The organism is Amniculibacterium sp. G2-70, from assembly GCF_014353055.1.
In the GTDB taxonomy this organism is placed as follows: domain Bacteria; phylum Bacteroidota; class Bacteroidia; order Flavobacteriales; family Weeksellaceae; genus Amniculibacterium; species Amniculibacterium aquaticum.
In genome coordinates this window covers 203,827-228,902 of the sequence record NZ_CP060698.1, presented here as the reverse complement: position 1 = coordinate 228,902, position 25,076 = coordinate 203,827, and the positions used below count along the sequence as shown (strand labels likewise).

The window sequence follows — 25,076 nt, the reverse complement described above, 5'->3', positions numbered from 1 at the left end:
GAGGAAATGGTTAATGAATGAAATTGAAATTAAATCTCAAAAATTTTGGCGTTGTTATCGATTTGTTTTACAATGATTTCTGTTCGTTCTTTATGGGTATCGGTGATGAACATCTGACCAAATTTTTCGTGATTAATCAAAGAGATGAGTTGAGAAACACGAAGGTCGTCCAGTTTATCAAAAATATCGTCAAGAAGGAGGATGGGGTTTTTACCGGTGAGTTGTTTTAACCTATTCAGTTGTGCCAATTTTAGCGCAATAAGAAAGGATTTTTGTTGTCCCTGCGAACCCATTTTTTTGATGAGTTCACCGTTCATTAAAAATAGCAAATCGTCTTTGTGTACGCCTTTGGAGGTGTAAGTAAGTTGACGGTCTTTCTCCAAATTTTCTTGAAGAATAAGGCTGAAATCTCCTTTTTGAAGTGGCGATTCGTAGTGCACCTCAACCGTTTCTTTAGCACCAGAAATGGTTTCGTAAAAAAGTCGAACAATAGGACTGAGTTGTTCTATAAACTCGGATCTTTTCTCGAAAATTACCGTTCCGTATTTGGTGATCGGTTCGTCGTAGATTTCCAAAGAATCTCTATCGAATGTTCTGTTTTTAGCAAAATATTTGAGAAGAGCATTCCGTTGTATAATGGTTTTTTGGTACTGGATCAGGCTGTAGAGATAGTCGTGATCGGTTTGGGAGATCATGGCATCCAGAAATTTCCTACGGCTTTCTCCGGAGTCCGAAATCAGGTTGGCATCGTAAGGAGAAATGGTTACACAAGGCAAATATCCGATGTGATCGGCTATTCTATCGTAGGTTTTATCGTTTTTTTTAATGATTTTTTTAGCTTCTTTTGCATATAAAACCTTCAGATTGTCGATTTTATCATCGTTCTGAATGTTGCTTTCTATGCTGAAAAAATCTTCATTGTTTTTGATGTTTAGAACATCCGAATTTCCCAAAAAACTCTTGCCCATCGCAGTATAAAACAAGGCATCCAGGATGTTGGTTTTTCCAACACCGTTATTTCCTACAAAACAATTGATTTTTGCTGAGAAAGAAAATTGTTTTTCGCTGTGGTTTTTGAATTGGATAAGGGATAAATTCTGAACAATCATGCCTCAAAAATACTTCAATAAAATTAAAAACAAAAACGGCAATGCCGAACAAGATTCGACCAAGAAAGAAAAGTACCAGTCCGGTCTTGAATTTTCTGAAAAATAAATGAGTATTAATGTAGGTACCGACGCCAATAGAAAAGCCAAACTAAAATCAGGTTGTAGTATAGCATTTGAAATTATTACGGAGGAAATGATCATTGCTGCAGCCAAAATTTTGGTTTTCTTTATACCAATCAGGTTGGGGAAGATCATCACATTTTCTCTTTTCATATCCCGAATATCAAAGGGGAGAACCAATGCCGTAATATAAATGAAAGAGATGAAAAATATGCCCCAACTAAAATACGGGAAACTGAGCCACGCATTCATTAAGCCCCAAATAAATCCAACATAAAATATCTTGAGCAGTGGAATTTTTCGGATGTTAAAGTTGAGAAAAAAACTGTTGTATAACAGACCCAGTAAGCAGATAATCAGCCATTTGTATAATCTTTCAATGTTGTGATTCTGGATGATCAGAAGCGAACAGAAAATGCCGGCAACTGCACATATCACCAAAGAAAGTTTCATTTTTTTGGAATTTTGAAATTTGGTATAGGTGTATCCGCCAAAATAAGTTAGAAAAATCAGAAAAAATGTTGGAAAACGGAATGTGTTTTGCTCAAGCATAAAAAATGTTGCCAAAAATGTCCCCATCAGCGAAACATATATTTGGCTGTCAATAACATATTTTTTTAGTAATTTTAAAAAATCCATTTTCACAAAGATACTCAACTCGTACTGAGTTTCTATAAAAAAAATAAAAAATACAACTTATGAATAGATTCTTACAACTCTTAATTTTCACTTTAATATTCTGTAATTCTGGATATATGAAATCGCAAGATTTTTATCAAAAACAATGGGAAGAGATCGATAAACTTAGCAATTCTGGGCAGTACAAATCGTTGTTGCCAAAGGTTTTAGAGCTTCAAAAACAAGCCGTCAAAGAGGAAAATGCCTTAGAAATCATCAAATCGTTAAAAGCGGAATTTTCCATTTTAAAAAACACAAATAACGATGAGAAAAATAACGAAACTTCCGTTTTTTTTGGTAAAATTTTATCCTTAGAGAAAAACACAAGCGGGAACTATCGTTGGGTTTTTGAAGTACTGAAACATGAATTTATTGCGGATTATTATGAACAAAATTCTTGGAAAATTAACAACAGAACCAATATCAACTTTCAGGATCTCACAAAGATTGAAACTTGGTCTGAGTTGGATTTTAAATTGTATTTACAAAAAAATTATGCAGAACTGTACCGCAATAAAGCATCGTTAAAGAATGTCAAACTGATGCCTTACCGCTCAATTTTCGATAAGGCGGAACATTTAGAGTATTTCCCGTCGTTATTGGAATATTTTGGGGAAAATTATATAAATTTTTTGAAGAGCAATAAACTTTTTACTCCATTAGAAAGAAAAGAAAATCAGACCCAAATCACGACCATCGAAAACGATTTGATAGCAGAAAATACGGGAAATGCCAAACTCTATTTTCAGCTTCAAAAAATAAAAAACGATTGTGCTATTGGTTCATGTAAAAACAAAATAGAACAACTTACTTCTCTTTATAAATCGCCTACACAAGGGGATTATAAAGTGTATATCGCTAAAGAAATTGTTATTTTGTTGATGTCCAAAGAACAATTTACAGAAGCCATGTCTTGGATTGCAAAAGCCGAAAAAGACCATCCTAAGTCACCTTTTTTAATTGAACTTCGCTTTTATAAAAATCAAATTGTACAGCCGAATCTCGTTGTGAAGTATGAAAAAACGACCTTGGCGAATAGACCCATACAAATGGTTGCAACTTATACTAATTTGGATCGTTTTCAGTTGAAAATATATTCGGTTAAAGGCAATGAAGCCGTTTACCTAAAATACATTCAGAATGCTTGGCAAAATGATATTTTTAAAACATTAAAAAAATCTCTTGTAAAAACTCAAACTTTTAATTTGTTGCCAACTCAAGATTATAAAAAGAAATCTACGGCTTTGGATGTTGGGGTTTTGCCCTCCGGATTGTATGTCGCAGAGTACGAAGTGGAAGGTAAATCTATAGACAATTTTTATTTTATAGTAACGAATACGGCTGTTATTTTTCAGCAAATAAGCTATTCGCCAAATGTACAAAATACTTGGAAATTGGTTGACAATTACGATGGAAAACCGTTTGCAAATACACCGATTTCTTTATTTCAGTTGGATGATAAAGAACTAAAACAAACTGATTTAATAACCAAAACAGACGGTAGTTTTTCGGCTGCAAATTCGGTAAAGTATAATGCTACTTGCCTTGTGAAAAATAAGCTAACAGACGATTATTCTCTTGTAAAATTTGAACAACAGGTTAAAGTACATCATAATTTTGATAACCCTGATCAAAAGAAAATACAAATGTTTTTGGATAGAGCCATCTACAGACCCGGTCAAACGCTTTATTTCAAAGGGATTGCAACTCAATTGCTCAACAAAAAAGAGTCTGTAGAAAATAACCGAAAGGTGGTGCTGAAATTGCTTGATTCTAATGGACAAGAAGTGGATTCACAAAACTTTACAACAAACAGTTTTGGGTCTTTTCAGGGGAATTTTGTATTGCCAAAAAATAAAGTGAACGGTATTTTTTCCCTAAGAATCGACAATGAATCGTTGGTGTATTTTAGAGTTGAAGAATTCAAAAGACCCAATTTCGAAGTAGAATTTTCCAATATTAAAGAGGAATATCAATACGGTAAAACGATTGAGCTGAAAGGAAAAGCCGTTTCTTTTTCCGGAATTCCCATTGCCAATGCAACGGTAAATTATGAAATTATAAAAAGAAATATTCGTTGGAAGTATTTTAACTGGTATCATGAAAATACAGATAACGATAATTCCATTTTAGGTTCAACAAAAACCAATGAAAAAGGAGAGTTTACCGTAGCATTAGACTTGAAAAAAGATGAAAATCTGGAGGGGATACAAGTGGATAATTATAAAATAAAAGCTTCGGTTGCCGACATCAACGGAGAAAGTCAATCGACCGAAAAATCGATTTTGGTTTCTTCGGTATCGCACCATCTATCTCTTTCGGATGTTAAATTCAATTATTTTTCAGATGAAAATATTTCTGTAAAAGTTGAAGCGAAAAATTACAACAACCAGATCATTAAAAAACCTTTCACCGTAAAATTGTCTAAACTCATAAGTCCTAAAAAGCTGTATAGAAGTAATTTTGAAAATGAGATTCAGAACGATCCGATGATGTCTGAAACTGATTTTAATCTAAAGTTTCCACACGATTATTTTTCGAATGAAGAGAAAAAAGATAAGGTAGAAAAAGTGATTTTTGACCAAAAAATGCAACCTGTAGAGGGCGGTATTTATCAAATCATGGACAAATTGGAAGTGGGAAATTACAAACTGGAAGTCTATAATGTAGAAGGTAAAGACACCATAATAACATCACAAAAATTTGAGGTTTTCGACAAAAAATCTTTGAGTTCCAAACTTCCATTTCTAAAAGTTGTCGAAGAAAAAAACGAATACAACAGAAACGATAAAGCTAAATTTTATATTTATTCTGGTGTGAAGGATGCTTTGGTACATATTTATACACAAAATGGCGATGGAAATACCAAATACGAAACCGTAAAACTGAACAACGGGTATTATCTTTATGAAACCAAACTTCCAAATGACGAAAGTATTTCGGATCTTGATTTTCAGTTTCAGTTGGTCGCATTGGGTGATGTACAAACTCAAACAAAAAATATTAAAATAAAATCCGAAAAGAAAGGATTGAATATAGAAACCATCACTTTTAGAGACAAGTTAGAGCCTGGACAAAAAGAAAAATGGACGATAAAAATTACAGGCGACAAAAACGAAAAAGTGAATGCCGAAGTCTTGGCGAATATGTACGACCAATCTTTGGATCAGTTTGCCTCCAACGATTTCGTTTGGAACCCACTCTATGAAAAAATACAGAGGTACATCAATTATTTTAGAAACTCCAAACAGGATATAGATAGATTCAGTTATTATAAAAGAATTCCTTACATAAAGTTTGTAGAGATTTACCAACCCCAATTTAGATGGATGGATGACTATATATACGCCAGAAAGAAGTACAAATCGGAAAATAGGGTCTATTCAGAAAGTAGTCCGGCTCCTTCGGTAGATATGATGATAAGAGGAACATCCAATTTTGGTTCTACTGCGGCTACTGAAGTTGTAATGGGGTATTCTAAAACCGCAACGAAACTTAAAAATCTTAATGCAGATTTATCTGGAGTAAAACTAAGAGAAAACCTTAGCGAAACGGCATTTTTCTATCCAAATTTATTGACTGACAAAGATGGAAATGTATCATTTGAATTTACTTCACCGGAAGCACTTACCCGTTGGAAACTCATGTTTTTGGCACATACCAAAAATGCAGAAGCCGCTACTTTGGAAAAAACCGTAGTTACCCAGAAAGAATTTTCCGTAACTCCCAATTATCCTCGATTTTTAAGGGAAGGCGATGAGTTGATCTTTAAATCAAAACTGAACAATCTGTCTAAAGAAAATTTAAACGGAACGGTTCAGCTTCAGATTTTGGATGCATTTTCTAATGAAGATATTTCGTCTAAATTCAATTTAAATGACATTCAAAAATCATTCACGGTAAAGGCTGGTGAAAGTACGATGGCTTCTTGGACTCTAAAAGTTCCGAACGGTGCCGAAGCTATCGTCATCAAGACCGTTGCCAAGACTGGAAATTTCTCCGATGGCGAACAAAAAGCAGTGCCCATTTTACCCAATAGAATTATGGTAACCGATGCCGTCCCTGTTTTCGTAAAAGAAGGTCAAACCAAATCTTTTGTGCTTGAAAATTTAGCCCAAAACAAATCCACCACAGCAACCAACATTTCCAATTCGTTGGAGCTAACGACCAATCCGATTTGGGAAGTTATTTTCGCATTGCCCGGTTTGAAAAACGATAACAACACCTCAGCAGATGTCGTCTTCAACAAATGGTTTGCAGATGTATTGGCTGCGGAAATTTTTAGAACAAACCCAAAATTGAAATCCGTTTTTGAGGACTATCAATCCAAAGGTTTACTTGGTTCTAATCTGAGCAAAAATCAAGAACTGAAACAACTTCTGTTGGAGGAAACTCCTTGGGTTTTGGACGCTAAGAATGAAGAAGGACAAATGCAAAAAATAGCCAGACTCTTTGATGCCAATACCATGCGAAATTCCATTAACCAAGATTGGGACGAGCTGAAAAAACTCCAAAATACAGACGGTGGTTTCTCTTGGATGGCGGGTTATCCAAGTTCGTATTCGTCGTCATTGTATATTCTGAAACAGTTGGGTAAATTAAATTCTTGGCTAAAAAATACTCCAAATGAGTATCAATCTACGGAACAAAATGAAATGGTGGGCAGGTTGATACGATTTGTTGATCAAGAGTTGAATCGCTATTTTGAAGTAAACAAAGGAAATGCATGGTCCAATTTTGCGCTGGACTATTTGGACACCAGAAATTATTGGGAAAGCCAATATCCTCTTTCTGGAAATGGTAAATTTTTGAAAAATTTAGTCGTTCAAAAAGCTAAAAAAGCTGAAATTGAAGATTTTTCGTTCTTCGGATTGCATAGAGCTGCACTCTTGTTCAACGATTATGGCTTGAAAGAATTATCGAAAAAACTGATGACTTACCTGAAAGAAACTTCGGTTGAAAGCGATAACCAAGGTGCATATTGGAAATCGAATATTGACAATTGGGGTTGGTACAATTCTCAATTGGTCAACCATGCAGGTGCTTTGGAAGCTTTTGAGAAATTGGGTAACGATCAAAAATTCGTAGAGGAAATGAAAATTTGGCTCATCACCCAAAAAGAGGTTTCGCATTGGGATACCAGCAGAAGTACAGCAGAAGTCATTTTTACCATTCTGAATTCTGGAAAATCTTGGACCGCAGATGCTTCGGACAAAGCAGAAATTCTTTGGGGTGGAAAAGAGATGCATCCACAAACCAAAGGTTCTGGATATCTAAAACAATCGGTTTACTCGGAGAAGATGGATGAAAGTTTGGCAACTGTCAGCATCAAAAAAGACAGTCCGGGAATTGTACAAGGGGGCTTGTTTTGGCAATATTATGAAGATTTGAACCAAGTGAAATCTACAGAAAACTACATTTCGCTAACCAAAGAATTGTACAAAAAAGTGAAAACGGTAAACGGTGAAGAATTGCAGAAGATCACAGAAAACGCTCCATTAAAAATCGGTGACAAAATAACAGTTCGTATGATCCTGAATGCAGATAGACCAATGGAATTTGTTCTGCTTAAAGACATGAGAGCTGCCGGTTTGGAGCCTGTAGATGTGCTTTCCGCATACCAATGGAAAAATAATTTGGCGTATTATCAGGTGACAAAAGATGCTTCTACCCAATTTTTTATTGAGTATTTGCCAAAAGGCCAATTCGTTTTTGAGTACGATTTGGTAGCCAATGTCTCTGGAGTCTTCAGCAACGGAATTACAACTTTGCAAAACTACTATGCCCCACAAATGAACAGCAGAACCCAAGGTACAAAACTGATAATTGAATAATTTTTTAAGTTTCAAAACAAAGAGCTTTGCTACTTGGCAAGGCTCTTTTTTCGTATCAATTTTTAAGGGAAATAACGGCTTGTATCAATCTCTTTCCTTTTCTTCTGTAATGTACAGCGATTCATTTTTTAAAATATCCAAAGTGGTGTAGAAAGACCAACTTGTACTTCGCCGGTAGTATAATTGGATATGCCCAATTGGTTTCTAGCATAGTCTGAAAACCGGTATATACGAGCAATATAGGCCAAATAAAACCTCAATTTAATATCTTTGAAAGGTTGATAGTAAACCGTCGGTACAATCCCATAACTTGTTCTCAAATGGTTGTTTCCACTGGTAGTGCTTACCACATTTTTACCATAAGTATTGCTGGTCATCAATGTGAGTAGGGTCTGGATTTTTGGTGAAATTTGATATTCTGCACGAAACCAATTTTCAATGTAAGTAGCATCTTCGGAAATTTTAGGACCTTTTATCATTTCAGTTAATATCCCCTTCGTGTCCAGTTGTTCATGACTGTAGTTGAAGTCGTACATGACTTTTAAATTTTCCACTTGGTATTTATGCCCAAGAGAAAATGCATAAGTAGAGGCATGTCCTTTTGCAACACGAAAATTACTCATGCTGTAGATGGTTTCCAATTTGTTGTCAAAAAATTTTCCTTGCCAGTTCAAGACCAAGGCGAGAGGCCATTTGGGTTCTTGTACATTGTCGTACACATTTCCTTCGTACAGATCTGCGTACCTCATGGTTCTGGAGTTGAGTGCCTGAAAACCTATTTTGTGTTGTTCAGAAATCTGTTGGGTTATTCCGACGCCACTCACATAGTTCAGCAATTGGTTTATGGCATCGTTGTACTCTAAGATGTCGATGGGGTTATAGTCGTATTCGTACCCACCAAAATAGGCGTACATTTTCCCCACTTGAAGATTGGTTTTGGGTAGGATTTTAACATCCACAAAGGCCAATTCTACAGCTTTGTCCAACATGTCCAAGGATTGAACTTCACCATTTTTGTTGAAACGATATCTGAATCTGAAATTCACTTTATCATGAATTTTTCCTTGTACTCCAAGTGCAACTAAGGAATTTCTGAATTCGGTGAAATTATCCGTTCTTCCATTTTCAAAATGATTCAAGAAACCCAAACGCATATCCAAATAGACATGAATGTCCTTCAGAAACTTTTGGTTTTCAAGATTCAATAAAGGTTTTTGTGGGTTGATGCTGTCCTGAACGGTTTTGATCTCTTGTGCTGAAAAAGTAGAAAATACAACCGCAGATAGAAGATAGAGTATTCGTTTCATGGCAAGTTTTTTTTCTGTGAATGATGTTAAAATAAATTCATCGTATCAAAATTATTGAAAACTATATAAATAAAGCACATTTTTATTGTAAATTTCATGAAATGAAGAAATGTTTTTACTCAAAAAAAAAATCCATTGAGTTTGTTCTCAATGGATGAATTTGTTCTATCGAATTGTACTGCGATTTATCCGCCAACTCTTTTGGTTTTGTAGCCCATATCTTTTAGTAAAATCATGATTTTATCACGATTATCTCCTTGTATCACAATAATCCCATCTTTTTCAGAACCGCCAATCCCAAGTGTTGTTTTTATTTTTTTCGAAATTTTTTTCAATTCGTCGTCACTTCCCTCAAAGCCTTCAATGAGGGTTACAGGTTTTCCGTTTCTGCCTTTCTTCTCAAATTTACAAACAAGAGGTTCTTTTTGTACAAATTTTTCTTCAGGCATTTCAAAATCCTGTTCTTCGTGATCAGGAAATAAATTCTTTAGTTGTTCTCGAATATCCATAGAGGCAAAATTAGTATTTTCTGAATAAAATTGGAATGTTAAATTATTGAAATTTAGTGATAATTGTTAAAAAAAGTGTAATTTTGTATTTAATGACTTTAAATTAATAAGATGAACAACCCTTTGTTTTATGCAAAAATACTTCTCTTTGGCGAATACGGAATTATCGAAGATTCCCAAGGGTTAACTTTGCCATACAGCTATTATAAAGGGTCTTTGAAATTTTCAGACTTAGATTCTGATTTTATTTTAAAGTCCAACAGTTCTTTAAAAAAATACACTGAATATTTAGAAACTTTAGAGCTTCCTTCGGAATTTTTATTGGATGTAGAACGGCTGAAGAACGATATTGATAAAGGTTTGTATTTTGACTCCAACATACCGCAAGGTTATGGAGTGGGGAGTTCTGGTGCTTTGGTTGCAGCGGTTTTTAGCAAATATGCAATCAAGAAATTCGAACCGGAAACCATTTCAAAAGACGAACTGAAGGAATTGAAAAAGATTTTTGGACTCTTAGAAAGTTATTTTCATGGGAAAAGCTCGGGGATAGATCCTTTAATTTGTTTTATGAACCTTCCAATTCTTATCGAAAATAAAGAAAGTGTTGATAAGGTAAATATTCCGGCCGAAGAAGTTGGCAAAGGAGCTATTTTTCTGATCGATTCCGGAATGGTGGGAGAGACCGGTCCTATGGTGCAGATCTTTTTTGAGAAAATGAAAACCGAAGGGTTCAGAAAAACATTGAAAGAAGAATTTATCCATTACAACAACGCTTGCATACATGCTTTTTTAAAGAAAGAAATGAATCCTTTTTTTAGAAATCTTAAAAGTCTTTCGATTTGGGCATACGAGCATTTCAAACCCATGATCCCCGAAAGTTTATACAAAGCTTGGAAAAAAGGCTTGGACACCAATGCCTATTATCTGAAATTGTGTGGCAGTGGAGGTGGTGGCTATATCTTGGGCTTTACCAAAGATTATGAAAAAGCAGATGAGATGTTATCCGGCTTTCAGAAAGAGGTTATCTATCGTTTCTAAGGATAAATAATTTATCTTTTACTTCATTAATATAAAAGTGTTTTTCTGTCTTTAAGGTGGATGGATTATGGAAAATAAATTTCTCTACAGACTTTCCCAGCTTTTAGCATTTGTTTTGGGGACAAAACTGTTGATGGTGGTTGTACTTACATTTGCACTCTATGTTTCCACCTTTTTTTTATTTAATCAAGAAGAAAGTCTGAGGGCTTTTGCATTTGATTTTCGTGTTCATGCCATTATTTTCTGTGCAATAGTCAGTATCGGTGCTGGAGGGATCATCAATCAGTTTTACGATAAAGAAAAAGACAAAATCACCCGTCCTTTTCGTACAAAATTGCAAAGTTTCCTAAAACAAAAGTATTTTTTATACGCTTATGTTTTTCTCAACAGCATTTCTTTGGCTGTAGCCGGTTTTATATCCGTCAGAGTCCTGATTTTTTTTCTGTTTTATCAGTTTCTCATTTGGTTTTACAGCCATAAAATTTCAAAAATTCTTATCCTGAATAACCTGACATTTGTCAGTCTTTCGTTGTATCCTTTTTTTGGAATGCTCATTTATTATCAAACTTTTTCCATCAAAATAGTATTGATGGCTACATTTTTATTTGGACTTTTATTGGTGATCGATATTATAAAAGACAGCCTAACCAAACACGCAGATGCAATTTTTGGATACCACACTCTACCGAATACTTTCAAAAAAACAGTGGTTAATCGTTTGATAATTAGTCTTTTGGTTTTCTTGATCCTGAATTCTATTTTAATTGTGATGAAAAAAGGATTAACAGGAATTATGTCGTATTATTACTTATCGGGTATCTTAATTTTTATTTTTTCGGCGTTTTTGTTGGTTTCAAATAAAAAAAATGCAAAATTTTATACGCTTAATATTTTACGATTCTGGATTTTTATAGGAATATTGGCCATGCTTTTTGATGGAATAATTATGAAGTGGTAATTTTTTTTTGAATGTATTAATGATTAATTTTGTACGATTTTAAAATACAATCTCCCATGTCAATTTTCAATGATACTCAGATCGCTTTTGTAGATAAAAGTACAAAGCAATTAGAAAAAGCAAAATGGATGTTCACCATGATACAATATCCAAGCCTTACCAATGTAGGGATCAACGCTTTGAATTTTACCATAAAAAATAACTTTCCCTTTGTAGAAAATATTGTGAAAAATACCTTGTTCGAGCAATTTTGTGGAGGTGTAACCCGAGAAGAAAGTTCCAAAGTGGTACAACAAATGTACGCACACCACATCGGAAGTATCTTTGATTATGCCATTGAGGGGAAAGAAGACGAACAAACATTCGACCATACTTGCGAAGAAATTAAACAAAATATTCAGTTTGCAAAAGGAAACCCGGCCATTCCGTTCGTGGTATTCAAGCCAACAGGATTTGGTCGTTTGGATTTGTATGCAGAAATTCAAAAAGGTAAAGAGCTGACTTCTTCCGAAAAACAAGAATGGGAAAACATCAAGAAAAGATACCTCGAAGTGTGCCAATTGGCTTACGATCTTGGTGTAATCTTAATGGTGGATGCCGAAGAAACGCACATGCAAACTGCCGTGGATGATTTGGTAAACGACATGATGGAAAGATTCAACAAAGAAAAAGCCATCGTATGGAATACCATCCAAATGTACAGAACCGGAAGAATTGAATATCTTGAAGCTGATCTGAAAAGAGCACAGGAGAAAAATTATTTCTTAGGTTACAAATTCGTTCGTGGTGCCTATATGGAGAAAGAAAGAGAAAGAGCCGCTGCAATGGGATATCCGGACCCAATCCAACCAAACAAACAAGCAACAGATGATAACTACGATGCTGCTGTACAATTCGTGATGAATCATTTGGATAAAGTTTCAGCTTTCTTCGGTACACACAACGAAAAATCGACCGAGTTGGCAATGGATAAAATGAAAACCCAACAATTGGCGAACGACGATAGCCGAATCCATTTCGGACAATTGTACGGTATGAGCGATAACATCACTTATTATTTGGGGAACCAAAAATACAACGCCAGCAAGTACCTTCCGTACGGCCCTGTAAAAGATGTGGTACCGTACCTAACCCGAAGAGCCCAAGAAAATACTTCAGTCGCTGGACAAACCGGTAGAGAGCTTGGACTTCTGAACAAGGAAATTGAAAGAAGAAAAAAATTAAAATAACATACGAAGAAAAACTTCCAAAATCTTTTGGAAGTTTTTTTGTCGAATCCCATAATTTATGCAAGAAACAAAAAAGAAAACGGCCATTTGGTTCATATTCATTACTTTACTGATCGATATCACAGGTTGGGGCATCATCATTCCTGTGGTTCCGGCTTTGATCAAAGAATTAATCCACGGGGATATTAGTTTGGCCTCCAAATACGGAGGATGGCTTAGTTTTGTATATGCAACCACACAATTTCTTTTTGCTTCTGTTTTAGGAGGATTGAGTGATAAATTTGGCAGAAGACCCGTGATCTTGGCTTCATTGCTGGGGTTTTCAATCAATTTTCTTATTCAAGGTTTGGCTCCAAGTATTTTTTGGCTTTTTGTTGGGCGATTATTCTCCGGGATAACCGGCGCCAGCATCACGCCGGCCAGTGCTTACATTGCCGATGTTTCTACAGATGACAACCGTGCCAAAAATTTTGGAATGATTGGGATGGCTTTTGGATTGGGCTTTATTATAGGTCCTGTATTGGGAGGACTTTTGGGACAGTACGGTAGCCGTGTTCCTTTCTTTGCGGCTTCGGCATTGTGTTTGGTCAACTTTATCTACGGATATTTTGCATTACCAGAAAGCTTAGACAAAGACCATCGCAGACCTTTTCAATGGAAAAGAGCCAATCCGATAGGCTCTTTGTTAAGGTTGAAAAAGTATCCACAAATTTTAGGTTTGGTAGTGGCTTTGGTTTTTATGTACATCGCGTTTCACGCACTACAAACCAATTGGGCTTTCTACACCATGTATAAATTTAATTGGAACGAAAAATGGGTTGGTATCTCTCTCGGAGTTTCTGGTTTGGTCGCTGCCATTGTGCAAGGAGGACTAATCCGGGTGATAAATCCTAAGATCGGAAACGAAAGAAGCATCTTGTACGGACTATTTTTCTACGCTGTAGGAATGTTTTTATTTGCTTTTGCCAATCAAAGTTGGATGATGTACGCCATCCTTATTATTTACGGTTTGGGTGGGATTGCAGGCCCTACATTACAATCTGTAATTTCCGTTCAGGTGCCTAAAAATGAACAGGGAGAATTGCAAGGAGCTTTGGCAAGTTTGGCCAGTGCCACAGCCATTGTAGGCCCACCGTTGATGACCAATACTTTTTATTATTTTACCCACGACGATGCTCCTATTAACTTTCCCGGTGCTCCGTTTTTATTGGGTTTTGGACTCATCGTTATCAGTCTGTTGTTTGTGTATAGAAATTTTAAATAGACTGCAAATCTTAAAATCTACTTAATTTTTCAATTTGGTTAATTTATTCATTCAAACTTTTGTAATTTCGCAGCTATGGAACTTAGTATAGGAGAAATGCTCGTTATCTTTTTGGTTATTGTGATCATGTTTGGTCCCAATAAGCTCCCTCAAATCGCCAGAGATTTAGGACAAGGAGTGAGAAAGATGCGTGGTGCAATGGACGATATAAAAACAGAAATCATGAAGGATACAGACAATCCGATTTCTGAAATTAAAAAAGAAATTGATAAAGTAAAGGATCAGGTGAAAGAATTTGACCCTAGAGAACAACTTCGTGAGGAGATGGATCTTAAAAAATACATTGAAAATTCCAACGAGGTGCAATCTAATAAACCCAATCCTTCGGACAGCAACTATCAAGGTCCGGTGAGCCGATAATTTCTATGAACGAACTGATACAAGAAGACAAAGCAGCTTTGTTATTTTTGAATGGGCTTGGAGATTCTGCCTTCGATCCTTTTTGGTTAATGATTACCGGAAAATGGTTCTGGATACCGCTTTATGTTATTTTTCTGTATTTATTATTTAGAAATTATAAGGCCAAATCCGTGGTTTTTATACTTATATTTATTGCATTGGGAATTACCATCTCCGATCAATTAGCAGGTATTTTTAAGAACGGTTTCATGAGGCTGAGGCCTTGTCACGATCCGGAATTGATATCGAAAATGAGAATGGTGACTTGTGGTGGACAGTTTGGCTTCTATTCCAGTCATGCCTCCAATACCTTTTTCTTGGCCACTTTTTTATCTTTTTTGTTGAGAAAAAAAATACCGTGGTTTCCTATTTTATTGTTTTCTTGGGCTATTTTGGTTTCCTACAGCAGGATTTATTTGGGAGTGCATTTCCCCGGAGATATCATTACCGGAATGGTAGCCGGAATTTTATTGGGTATTCTTTTTTCTAAATTGATGAAGAAAGTTTTACAAAAACAAAATTTGGAACCGCCTTCTGGCACCGGACATTAATCGTTGTGATAGGGCTTTCCTTGTAGGATTTGATTGGCTCTGTAGATTTGTTCTACGATGAATAAGCGAATCATTTGATGGGTAAAAGTCATTTTGGACAAGGATATTTTTTCATTTGCCCTTTGGTAGATTTCTTCTGCAAACCCGTAAGCACCACCAATCAAAATCACAATTCTTTTGATGGAACTGTTTTGCCAATGATCAATTTTTTGGGCAAATTCTCTGCTGGTAAATTGCTTACCTTTTTCGTCCAAAAGTACCAAAACATCGGTCGAATCAAGATTTTGAAAGATGAGTTTGGCTTCTTCTTTTTTTAGCAAATCGGGACTTAGGTTTTTAGCATTTTTAACATCCGGAATTTCGATAATTTCAAAATTCCAATATTTTGGCAAACGAAGTTTGTAGTAGGAAACCAAATTTTTTATTTCCTTGTCGTCTGTTTTGCCAATACACATCAAGTTTATTTTCATTTTCTAACGGAGGTTGTTGTACGGTTATTGGTACTGATGAATTATGATAACAATAGAAAATTAAAGTATTTGGATAATTCGGTCGTTTTCCTATCTTTGTTTTGCAAATATAAATGATGCATTTTGAAAACCCCTCAATTTCTTTTTAAAATCCGAGACTTTTTTCATGGGATACACATTCCATTTTTGGATATTTCACTTTGGAGAATGTTCGAAATTTATGGAAAAGGAATTTTCAGAATGCAAATCGGGAGGATGGCTGCCAGTATATCTTGGAGTTTTTTCTTGTCTTTGTTTCCATTTTTATTGTTCTTGTTGTCCCTATTGCCGTATCTGCCGCATTATCACGAGTTGCAGTATTATATTTTTCATGTCTTGTTGCATAATTTTTTTCCGGCCAAAGTTCAGGAAGATATCTCCAATTATATCGAGGATGTCATCAACCCCAATATTAAAAACCTAAGTTTTCTCACCATTTTTTTGGCATTAATTTTTGCCACCAACGGAACACATTCTCTGATCAACGGATTCAACCTGAACCACCGCAGAAAGGTGAATGCCATAAAAGAATATTTGGTTTCCTTTGCCATAACACTCTCATTTACAGCATTCATTATATTTTCCTTATTAGGACTTTATTATAGCGAAGTGGTACTAAAATTGTTTAGCCCAGAGATAAAAACCACCTGGTTAATAAGTAATTTGTCTAAAATTATTGGTTTTTTTTCCTTTCCATTGTTCTATTTTTTAGTCCTCAGTTTATTTTATTGGCTGGGATGTTTTAGGATCAATTCTTGGAAACAAGCGTTGCCAGGCGCTATCCTCACCACCGTTTTGTTCATACTTCTGACTTACTTTTTTGCTGTTTATGTTAAGGATTTTGCCCGATACAATGTCTTATACGGATCCATTGGTTCCATAATTTTGGTAATGGTCTGGATCAACCTTAACATCATTTTGATCCTGTTAGGGAATGAACTGAATCTCGCCATTAAAAATATTCGGCTAAAAAAAATAGAAAAAGATCAGAAAAGAACACAATTGATCGACATCGATAATAGCAGTGAGGTGATGGACTAAGTTATTGAGTCCAAAATATTTCTTTCACTTCTTTGTATTGTTCAATTTTTGCGATAATTACATCTATTTGGTTGATGGGAATGTTTTCAAATTTCAGTTCAAAAATATATTGATTTTCCAATTTCTCCACATTAAAATTTTGAACTTTCAGATTGTCATTGGTCAATAAAGATTTTAAAAACACGGCATGGTTGATGTCGTTGTGTGTAATGATTTTTAAAGACATGTGTCTGAATTTTCTGAAAACACGCTCTTCTAAAGGTTTTAGACCCCAAAGAATTATTATTGCTATGAGTGTAGTGGCGACCGCTGCGACAAACATTCCACTTCCGGTAGCAAGACCGATACCGGCAACGGTCCACAATCCAGAGGCAGTCGTAAGTCCCCGGATAATTCCTTGTTTGGAAAAAATAATGGTACCGGCACCTAAAAATCCTATACCACTAACCACTTGTGCAGCCACTCTGGACGGGTCTAGGTTAACATTGGGTGTTCCCAAAATATCTTGAAAACCAAAACTAGATACCATCATGACCAGACAAGATCCCACACAAACCATCATGTGGGTTCTGAGGCCTGCAGCCCAATTTTTTCTTTCTCTTTCAAGTCCGATTAATGCTCCAAAAATGGAGGCCAATGCCAGTCGTAATAAGATGTCTTGCCAAAGGATCATGGGGTTGTACTTTACTTCCAAAGTTAATGATATTTTTCATGGATTTGTATTTTGTAACAATTAATATGTTTTCTCACCAATTTTCATCAATTTTGTAGCATAATTCTTTTATGTGAAGTCTATTTTTTATAATCTAAATTCTCGAAAACCCATCTTCATCATCGCAATTGTCGTATGTGTTATTGCCTTTTTGGCTTTTGTTGTTTCTAGTTTTCTGATCACCAATGAAAGCAAGAAAATCAATGAAGAAAGTGCTAGAAAAGCATTTCAGAATAAATATATCGCCATAAGCAATGTGTTTTCGAATATTGAAAATTATCAGATTTCTCTGAATGAAATGACAAAGAACAGATCTGAAAACGAAATTAAAACAGAGTTTGAATTGTTGAATAAATTTAAAATTCAGCAAAATATCAAACCCTACAATTGGGTTTCGAATGTTGATAACGAAAAGAATTTGTTTCCGTATTTTTTTAAAAATAAAATTAACAATCAAAAAGATTTTAGTACAAAATCGTTTTTGACAACTACGAAACAGAACAGTTGTTTTGTAACAGTAAAAGACTCCATGTTTTGGGTCAATTACCAAAAAAATCGTTCTCCAGAATTTAATGGATATTACGGATTTACCATCAATCTAAATAATTTACACGATTATTTTTCAGAGGTCACACAAAGCCAAAACAATTATGCCTTTGTTTTTTCAAAAGACGGTACATGCATTACCCATCCCGAACAAAAATTTATTGGAAAAAATGTATTCGGCTTTACCAACATCGTCCCAAAAGACACCATAACTCCTGAAATGGGGAATACCGAGAGAAAAGTAAATTCGGAGTACCTTAATTTAGAAGTTTTACGATTTATAAAACCTCTGAAAACGAGAAATTTTGACGGTTATGTCGCTGTGAATTATGTGAATTTTTTGATTGATGAAAATGTCAATAAGACCAAAAATTATATTATCTACATCTTTCTAGCAACGATTTTGCTGATTTCCATTATTTTTATTGTGTTCCATCAAGCCACCAACAATGCGTATAAAGAAAAGGAATTGGTGCAAAATGAGAAGAATAAACTCCTGATCATAAATGAAGAAATGCATAAAGAAAATGCCATTAATCAATTGCAACAACTTAAAAATCAAATCAATCCACACTTTTTATTCAATTCATTAAATTCGCTTTATATGCTAATTGGTTTGGATCCGCAAAAAGCGCAAAAATTCACAATGAATTTGTCTAAAATTTACAGATACATCATCATTCCACCCAAAGAAAACTTGGTCTTGGTAAAGGATGAGTTGAAGTTCATAAATCCGTTTATGGACTTACAAAAAAGTCGTTTTGAAGATGAGATTCAGTTTGAAAAAAACATAGAAATACCTGAAAATCTCAATAAAAAGATTCCGTATCTGTCCTTGCAAATCGTAGTCGAAAATGCCATCAAACACAATATTGCTACTGTAGATCATCCTTTGTTTATAAAATTGTACGATAGCGAAAACGGAATTTTTGTGATAAATACCTATCAACCCAAACAGAAAAAACCGGTAGGTGAGCATTTTGGTTTGAATTATTTGCAAAAAACATGCACATTTTATAAAAATGATGAATTCAGAACTTGGATAGATAAGGACCAATTTCATGTTTTCATTCCGTTTTTGGATACGGATTATCCATTCACTCCATAAAATTATCCATTCACTCTCTTTTGTTTCATTTTTATTGCAGTCACCTTTATATTTACTGCAAATTCATAGGTAGAATTATGGATTTTATAATTTTATAATAAGGAATGAAACAATTTAGATTAGCCATTTATTTAGCCGTTGCTCTCTATTCTTCAGGTGTTTATGCCCAGAAAAAAGAGGACGACAAAGCAAATAAAGAGAAAACTGAAAAATCAGATTCTTCCAAAAAAGTGAAGAAAATTGACGAACTCATCAAAAAAGGAAGCTATAACAAAGGAATGTTTAATACCATTCAGGTGAAAACCGATGTGTATTTTGAGATTCCCGATTCTTTGATGGGCAGGCAGTTTTTGGTGGTTAATAAAATTTCTCAAGTTCCGATGGCGGTGAACGAAGCCGGACTGAACAAAGGGATGAATTATGAAAATAAAGTCATCACCTTTCATCACGATAAAGTGGCCAAAAAAGTTTGGGTAAAAACCTCAACGCCTAAAGTTTCTTCACCTGAAAATGACGCCATTACCCAATCGGTAAAAGAAAATTTTGCGGAATCCATCATAGAAGTTTTTGATGTGGAAGCTCAAAATTCAGATTCCACTTCTGTAGCCATCAAAGTGAACAAAATATTTGATGGTAATAAAAAAAGTTTTAACGATGTCTTGGCCAACACCGGTTTGGGAGGTTCGGTAAAGTCGGATCTGTCCTACATTGATGCCGTAAAAACTTTCCCTGAAAATGTGGTGGTTAAATCTCAACTTACAACTTCTGTGAATGAAGGTGGAGTAGATATGGCCGTAACTTTGGGGGTGACCAGCAATATTGTTTTACTTTCCAAAACACCGATGCAACCGAGGTTTGCAGACGATAGATTGGGATATTTTACAGAAAAACATTGGTACTTCAACGACGGTCAGCAGAAAATGGAAGAAAAAAAACTGATCACCCGTTGGAGGTTGGAACCTAAAGATGAAGACAAAGAAAAATATTTGCGAGGAGAATTGGTAGAGCCTAAAAAACCGATTGTATATTACATTGATCCGGCTACACCAAAGCAATGGCGCGAAAAAATTATCGCCGGGGTGCACGATTGGCAAGTCGCTTTTGAAAAAGCAGGTTTTAAAAATGCAGTACTTGCAAAAATGCCAACAGCAGACGACAAAGATTTTGATATTGATGATGTCCGTTATTCGGTAATTACCTATGTGGCATCTCCAAAAGCCAATGCCATGGGACCTTCTGTCGTGGATCCTAGAAGTGGCGAAATTTTGGAATCGGATATCGTTTGGTGGCACAATGTGATGACTTCCCTACACGAGTGGATGCGCATACAAACCGGCCCCATAGACTCTAAAGCCAGAGGAAATAAATTTTCTGACGAACATATGGGAGAGGCCATTCGATTTGTTTCTTCTCATGAAGTAGGACACACCTTTGGTCTGAAACACAACATGGGATCTTCTTTTGCCTATCCTGTCGAATCTCTAAGATCCAAAGAATTTACCGATAAAATGGGAGGTACAGCTCCTTCCATCATGGATTATGCCCGATACAACTATGTAGCACAACCGGAAGATGGTGTTACAGCCATTACGCCCAAAATTGGAGTTTATGACAAATATGCCATAGAATGGGGCTATCGTTGGTTTGAAAATTCGAATGTAGAAAAAATAGCTTTAAAAAAGCTGATCGAAACTCACCAAAACGATCCCTTGTATTTTTATGGCGAACAACAAAGTTATTTGGATACCGTCGATCCTCGTTCTCAATCCGAAGACTTGGGTGACGATGCCGTATTGGCCAGTGAATACGGAATGAAAAACCTAAAAAGGGTAGTCGACAATCTTTTGACTTGGACTGCTGAAGAAGGAAAAAATTACGAGGAAGCCGGAAAATTGTATTTCGGAACCATCGGTCAGTGGGATCTTTACAACCACCATGTTATGGCCAATGTTGGTGGTATCTATCTGAACCAAGCCGTTTTTGGAAATCATAAAAAAGCCTATGAAGCAGTACCGGCAGCAATGCAAAGAAAAGCGGTAGATTATCTGACCAAGAATATTTTAGAAATTCCAAAGTGGTTGTTTTTTAATCCAATATTAGAGAAAACTTACGCTGTCAAGAAATCCCCAATGGGTCCGTATGAGCAATCGCCTTATACTTTGGCAAGAGAAATGCAATATTCGAATATCTATTATCTTTTTGCAGACGATCGATTGTTAAGGATGTTGGAAAATGAACTGAAGCAAGAGGAGTTGGGAACAAAGAACGAGATATATACCGTTTCTGATTTGTTTGAACAAGTTCGCAATGTCGCATTCAACAAAAAAGGAAGCTTGAGTATTTTAGAAAGAATGACTCAGAAAAATTATGTGGATGCCTTAATTGTTTCAACCAATAAATTGTTTGAGAAGACTTCAGTAAAAGGCATTACCGTAGATCAAACTTTAAGAATGCCTACGATATGCAATCATTTGGATGATGATAAAATGGTGAGAAACATCAACTATTCTTCCATGAAAAGAGTTTCTGAAGTTACCACATACAAAAGAGCAGAACTTCAAAAAGTTTTGGATATTGTACAAAAGAAAAAAAACAACGGCGATGCCAATACGCAAGCGCATTACGCAGATTTAATCACCCGTATTAAAGAAGCATTGAATAAATAGTTATAGCCAATTATGCAATCGCTATACCCATGAAAATGAGAATAATCGTAAATTAGCGAAAGCATAGGGCCATTAAAAAAAAGATTTTACAACCTATGAAAAAATCATTAATTCTTTTACCTCTTCTAGCAGCAAGTTTCACTTATGCACAGGAGAAAAGAGTGATCACTGGATCGGTACAAGATGCCTCTACCTCCAAAGGATTGGTAGGTGCATCTATAAAGATCGATGCACAATCTGTTTCATCTACAACCCAGCAAAAAGGGATTATCGAAAGTGTTTCGGTTGGAACAATTTCTACGGCAAACGGTCAATTTTCATTAGAAATCCCGAAGGATACCCAAACGGTAACCATCAGTTTCCCAGGTTACGAAGCAGAAATACTTCAACTGTTCCCAAGTCAGACGGAATATGTTATAAAACTACAACCCGTAACAAGTTCTAAAAAAGAAACGAACATACAAGAAGTTGTACTTACAGGGTATCAAAAAATTGAAAAAAGAAAACTAACTTCAGCGGTGAATACGGTGAAGATGGCAGACATACAACAATCCGGAGTTGCCAGTGTGGATAAATTGTTGATGGGACAAGTTGCCGGAGTAGTTGTTACTCCAGAAACGGGTGCTCCCGGTAGTCCAGCCAAAATAAGAATTAGAGGTACTGCTTCTCTTTCCGGTCCTCAAGACCCACTTTGGGTGATTGATGGTTTGCCATTGGAAGGAAACGATGTGCCAAATTTTAGCGACAAAGAAAATTTAGATCAGCTCCAGAACTTCTCCATCGCCGGACTTAACCCCAACGATATCGAAGACATCACCATACTAAAAGATGCCGCTGCAACTGCAATTTATGGAGCTAGAGCAGCCAATGGTGTCATCTCCATCACAACCAAAAAAGGTAAAAAGGGTGCCATGAAGGTCAACTTCAACGCCGATACTTTTGTAAACCTTAGACCGGACTTTTCTAAACTAAATTTACTAAATGCTTCAGAAAAAGTAGATTTGGAATTGATGATGGCGGGAAGACCAGAACTTACCTACCGTGAAGATAAAGGTGAGGTTATGCGTATCCTGAATGCCAACAATCAACTTACGGCCTATAGAAATGGAGGTTGGGGTGCTTTGGATGCAACAACTCAATCTCAAATTAACGCCTTGAGAGCGAATACTACCGATTGGGGGAAATTGTTGTATAGAACAGCCATTAACCGTCAATACGGTGTAAGTCTGTCAGGAGGAAATGATGTTTCGGATTACTACGCCTCTTTTGGATATTTTAACGAACAAGGTACAACGATAGGAACCGGTTTTGACCGACTGAACCTTACTTTGAAAAATAATTTTAAAGTAAACAATAAATTGAATGTCGGAATTTCCGTTTTCGGTACTTCCAGCCAAAAAGATTCTTTTGTAACCGATGCCGATGCTTCCATCAACCCGGTGAACTATTCCAGAAATGCCAATCCGTATCTTTCGCCGTTCAAAGCCGATGGATCGTACAACTACGACAAAGATATTGATGGTTTTGATGATCGTTATGTGCCGTTCAACTTTATGGAAGAAAGAGAGAATACCCATTATTTCTTGAAAAATAAATCCTTGAAAGCCATTTTGGATTTGGAATATAAACTGTCCAAAGGATTGAAGTTGACTTCCCAATTCGGGGTGCAATACGATGTGAACGATACCGAAAAATATGCAGGGGAAAACACCTATTTCACTAGAAAAATGAAAGAAAGTACCCGCTACTATCAAAATGGCGGCTACAAATATTTCTTACCCGATGGAGCCATAAAACAAAATTGGGACAACGATTTCTTCCAATACAACTGGAAATTGCAAGCCCTGTACAGTACCAAAATTGGTAACCGTCACGAAATTGATTTGATGGCCGGTTCCGAATTGAGAAAAACTGAAGACCATACCACCATTACCAGAGCTTTTGGGTACAACCCGGTTACGAAAAGAGCAACATCTATCGTCTTTCCAAGCTCTAACTTTGCTTCCGACAAAAGATTTGAAGCATACAGAGAAGTAGCTCCAATAGAAAATGCGTACGCCTCTTTCTATGCAACGGGATCTTATACTTTGGACAAAAAATACACCTTCTTTGGTTCTGCCAGATACGATGGTACCAACCTTTTCGGTGTCGATAAAAAGTACAGATATCTTCCGATTTGGGCTGCCTCAGCTTCGTGGTTGGTGTCCAGAGAAGATTTTATGAAAAATCTAGATTTTATCTCCAATCTAAGATTACGAGCATCGTATGGACTTCAAGGAAATATCGACAGAAATACATCTCCATATTTTATCGGAGAGTACAGCGATACCACCATACTTCCGGGGAACAAAGAAGACATCATCAATGTCATCAGTCCACCAAACGGAAAATTACGTTGGGAAAAAACCGCCAATACCAATTTAGGTGTAGATTTAGGTTTGTTCAACAACAGAATCAATCTAACTGCCGATGTGTATTATAGAAAAGGTACCGACATGATCAGCATGAAAGAAACCCCACTAGAAACCGGTTTCGAATATACCATGGTGAACTGGGGAAGTCTGACCAATAAAGGTTTTGAATTGGCTTTGTCCACAAAAAATATTAAATCAGACCATTTCCAATGGAATACCACCATCAACTTTGCACACAACAAAAGTGAAGTTTTAGACGAACAGGTGAGAGACAATTCGACCTTGCCTTCACGAGTTGGTTTGCCGGTTAATGCCGTATTTGCTCTGAAAACGGCAGGAATTGATCAATATGGAAATCCGTTGTTTTGGAAAGGAGATGAAAAGGTGTCTGCAGCAGAATTTTTCCAATTGTATGATGAGTGGGCCGATTTCTTCCCGGGACAATTGGTGAACACCAAATTAACCAATGAGCAAATCCGTGGATTGTTTACCTATGTAGGTGATAGGGATCCGAAATTTACCGGAGGGATTATCAATAATTTCAAATATAAAAACTTTGATCTATCCATTTCGGCAGCATTCAATTTGAAACAAACCGTAATGAGATCGCCGTCGTATAGAGGAATGGAGTTGGATCGTGGCCGAAATTATACCACCGATATTTGGCAAGCCGGAACTACACTGCCGGGGATTACCAGTCCGGACATCAACGCCAATCCAGAAGGATGGATGGGTAACAAATGGTTTGCTGATAACCGAGCCAATACCTATGCACTTTTGGATCTTTGGGCAAAAGAAATTTCGTATCTAAGAATTTCGAGCATCCGTTTGGGGTATACTTTGCCAAAACAATTCTCGGATGCCATAGGAGTTTCCACACTTCGTTTGAGTGTAGAGGGTAGAAACTTGTTTGTATTCAGTAACGGTTACAATGGATATTTCGACCCAGAAACTTATGGAAATATCTATGCTCAACCCATCCAAAAATCGGTAACGGTAGGATTTAATGTTTCATTTTAAGATT

Annotated in this window: 17 protein-coding genes; 11 read left to right on the top strand and 6 right to left on the bottom strand. The window is 36.1% G+C overall.

Features of this window, described 5'->3' with window-relative positions; translation table 11 throughout:
* Nucleotides 1–29: 29 nt before the first annotated feature.
* Nucleotides 30–1,109 carry a DNA replication/repair protein RecF gene (gene recF, locus H9Q20_RS00990; protein WP_124641682.1) on the bottom strand — a complete coding sequence of 360 codons (1,080 nt, stop codon included), beginning with the start codon at nt 1,107–1,109 and terminating at the stop codon, nt 30–32.
* Between the two features lie 3 nt (nt 1,110–1,112).
* Nucleotides 1,113–1,868: a hypothetical protein gene (locus H9Q20_RS00985; protein ID WP_124641680.1), complete on the bottom strand. Its 756-nt coding sequence runs from the start codon at nt 1,866–1,868 to the stop codon at nt 1,113–1,115.
* Nucleotides 1,869–1,927: 59 nt separating this feature from the next.
* Between H9Q20_RS00985 and H9Q20_RS00980 the strand changes: the two genes are divergently transcribed.
* Nucleotides 1,928–7,741, top strand: a complete 5,814-nt coding sequence (locus H9Q20_RS00980) for an alpha-2-macroglobulin family protein (protein WP_187478076.1) — start codon at nt 1,928–1,930, stop codon at nt 7,739–7,741.
* Between the two features lie 128 nt (nt 7,742–7,869).
* Here the strand turns inward: H9Q20_RS00980 and H9Q20_RS00975 are convergent, their stop codons facing one another.
* Nucleotides 7,870–9,048, bottom strand: a complete 1,179-nt coding sequence (locus tag H9Q20_RS00975) for a porin (protein WP_124641676.1) — start codon at nt 9,046–9,048, stop codon at nt 7,870–7,872.
* A 185-nt stretch (nt 9,049–9,233) separates the two neighbouring features.
* A complete protein-coding gene (locus tag H9Q20_RS00970; protein WP_124641674.1) occupies nt 9,234–9,557 on the bottom strand; it encodes a translation initiation factor in 324 nt (107 codons plus the stop codon).
* Nucleotides 9,558–9,668: 111 nt separating this feature from the next.
* On the opposite strand from H9Q20_RS00970, the gene H9Q20_RS00965 reads away from it, so the two are divergent.
* The 6 genes from H9Q20_RS00965 (at nt 9,669) to H9Q20_RS00940 (ending at nt 15,056) form a co-directional block, all read left to right on the top strand.
* A complete protein-coding gene (locus H9Q20_RS00965; protein WP_187478075.1) occupies nt 9,669–10,595 on the top strand; it encodes a mevalonate kinase in 927 nt (308 codons plus the stop codon).
* Between the two features lie 67 nt (nt 10,596–10,662).
* A complete protein-coding gene (locus tag H9Q20_RS00960; protein WP_187478074.1) occupies nt 10,663–11,553 on the top strand; it encodes a UbiA family prenyltransferase in 891 nt (296 codons plus the stop codon).
* Between the two features lie 56 nt (nt 11,554–11,609).
* Nucleotides 11,610–12,782 carry a proline dehydrogenase family protein gene (locus H9Q20_RS00955; RefSeq protein ID WP_124641668.1) on the top strand — a complete coding sequence of 391 codons (1,173 nt, stop codon included), beginning with the start codon at nt 11,610–11,612 and terminating at the stop codon, nt 12,780–12,782.
* 58 nt (nt 12,783–12,840) lie between these two features.
* Nucleotides 12,841–14,046: a TCR/Tet family MFS transporter gene (locus H9Q20_RS00950; protein WP_124641666.1), complete on the top strand. Its 1,206-nt coding sequence runs from the start codon at nt 12,841–12,843 to the stop codon at nt 14,044–14,046.
* A 75-nt stretch (nt 14,047–14,121) separates the two neighbouring features.
* Nucleotides 14,122–14,466 carry a twin-arginine translocase TatA/TatE family subunit gene (locus tag H9Q20_RS00945; RefSeq protein WP_124641664.1) on the top strand — a complete coding sequence of 115 codons (345 nt, stop codon included), beginning with the start codon at nt 14,122–14,124 and terminating at the stop codon, nt 14,464–14,466.
* A gap of 5 nt (nt 14,467–14,471) precedes the next feature.
* Nucleotides 14,472–15,056 (top strand): phosphatase PAP2 family protein, encoded by a 585-nt coding sequence (locus H9Q20_RS00940; RefSeq protein ID WP_187478073.1) that lies wholly within the window; start codon nt 14,472–14,474, stop codon nt 15,054–15,056.
* Here the strand turns inward: H9Q20_RS00940 and rlmH are convergent.
* On the bottom strand, nt 15,053–15,526 hold the full coding sequence (gene rlmH, locus H9Q20_RS00935; RefSeq protein ID WP_187478072.1) for a 23S rRNA (pseudouridine(1915)-N(3))-methyltransferase RlmH: 474 nt from the start codon (nt 15,524–15,526) through the stop codon (nt 15,053–15,055). The two genes, H9Q20_RS00940 and rlmH, sit on opposite strands and share 4 nt — an antisense overlap.
* 207 nt (nt 15,527–15,733) lie before the next feature.
* On the opposite strand from rlmH, the gene H9Q20_RS00930 reads away from it, so the two are divergent.
* Nucleotides 15,734–16,606: a YihY/virulence factor BrkB family protein gene (locus tag H9Q20_RS00930; RefSeq protein ID WP_124641761.1), complete on the top strand. Its 873-nt coding sequence runs from the start codon at nt 15,734–15,736 to the stop codon at nt 16,604–16,606.
* Between the two features lies 1 nt (nt 16,607).
* Here H9Q20_RS00930 and H9Q20_RS00925 read toward each other — a convergent pair whose 3' ends face one another.
* Entirely contained in the window at nt 16,608–17,300 is a 693-nt protein-coding gene (locus H9Q20_RS00925) for an MgtC/SapB family protein (protein WP_241154750.1), read from the bottom strand.
* Between the two features lie 91 nt (nt 17,301–17,391).
* Here H9Q20_RS00925 and H9Q20_RS00920 point away from each other — a divergent pair, with 91 nt between their 5' ends.
* From H9Q20_RS00920 to H9Q20_RS00910, 3 genes are all read left to right on the top strand, one after another.
* Nucleotides 17,392–18,972, top strand: coding sequence for a histidine kinase (locus H9Q20_RS00920; RefSeq protein WP_124641658.1), 1,581 nt, complete (start codon nt 17,392–17,394; stop codon nt 18,970–18,972).
* A gap of 104 nt (nt 18,973–19,076) precedes the next feature.
* Nucleotides 19,077–21,638 carry a zinc-dependent metalloprotease gene (locus H9Q20_RS00915; RefSeq protein WP_187478071.1) on the top strand — a complete coding sequence of 854 codons (2,562 nt, stop codon included), beginning with the start codon at nt 19,077–19,079 and terminating at the stop codon, nt 21,636–21,638.
* Nucleotides 21,639–21,733: 95 nt separating this feature from the next.
* On the top strand, nt 21,734–25,072 hold the full coding sequence (locus tag H9Q20_RS00910) for a SusC/RagA family TonB-linked outer membrane protein (RefSeq protein WP_124641654.1): 3,339 nt from the start codon (nt 21,734–21,736) through the stop codon (nt 25,070–25,072).
* Nucleotides 25,073–25,076: the final 4 nt, after the last annotated feature.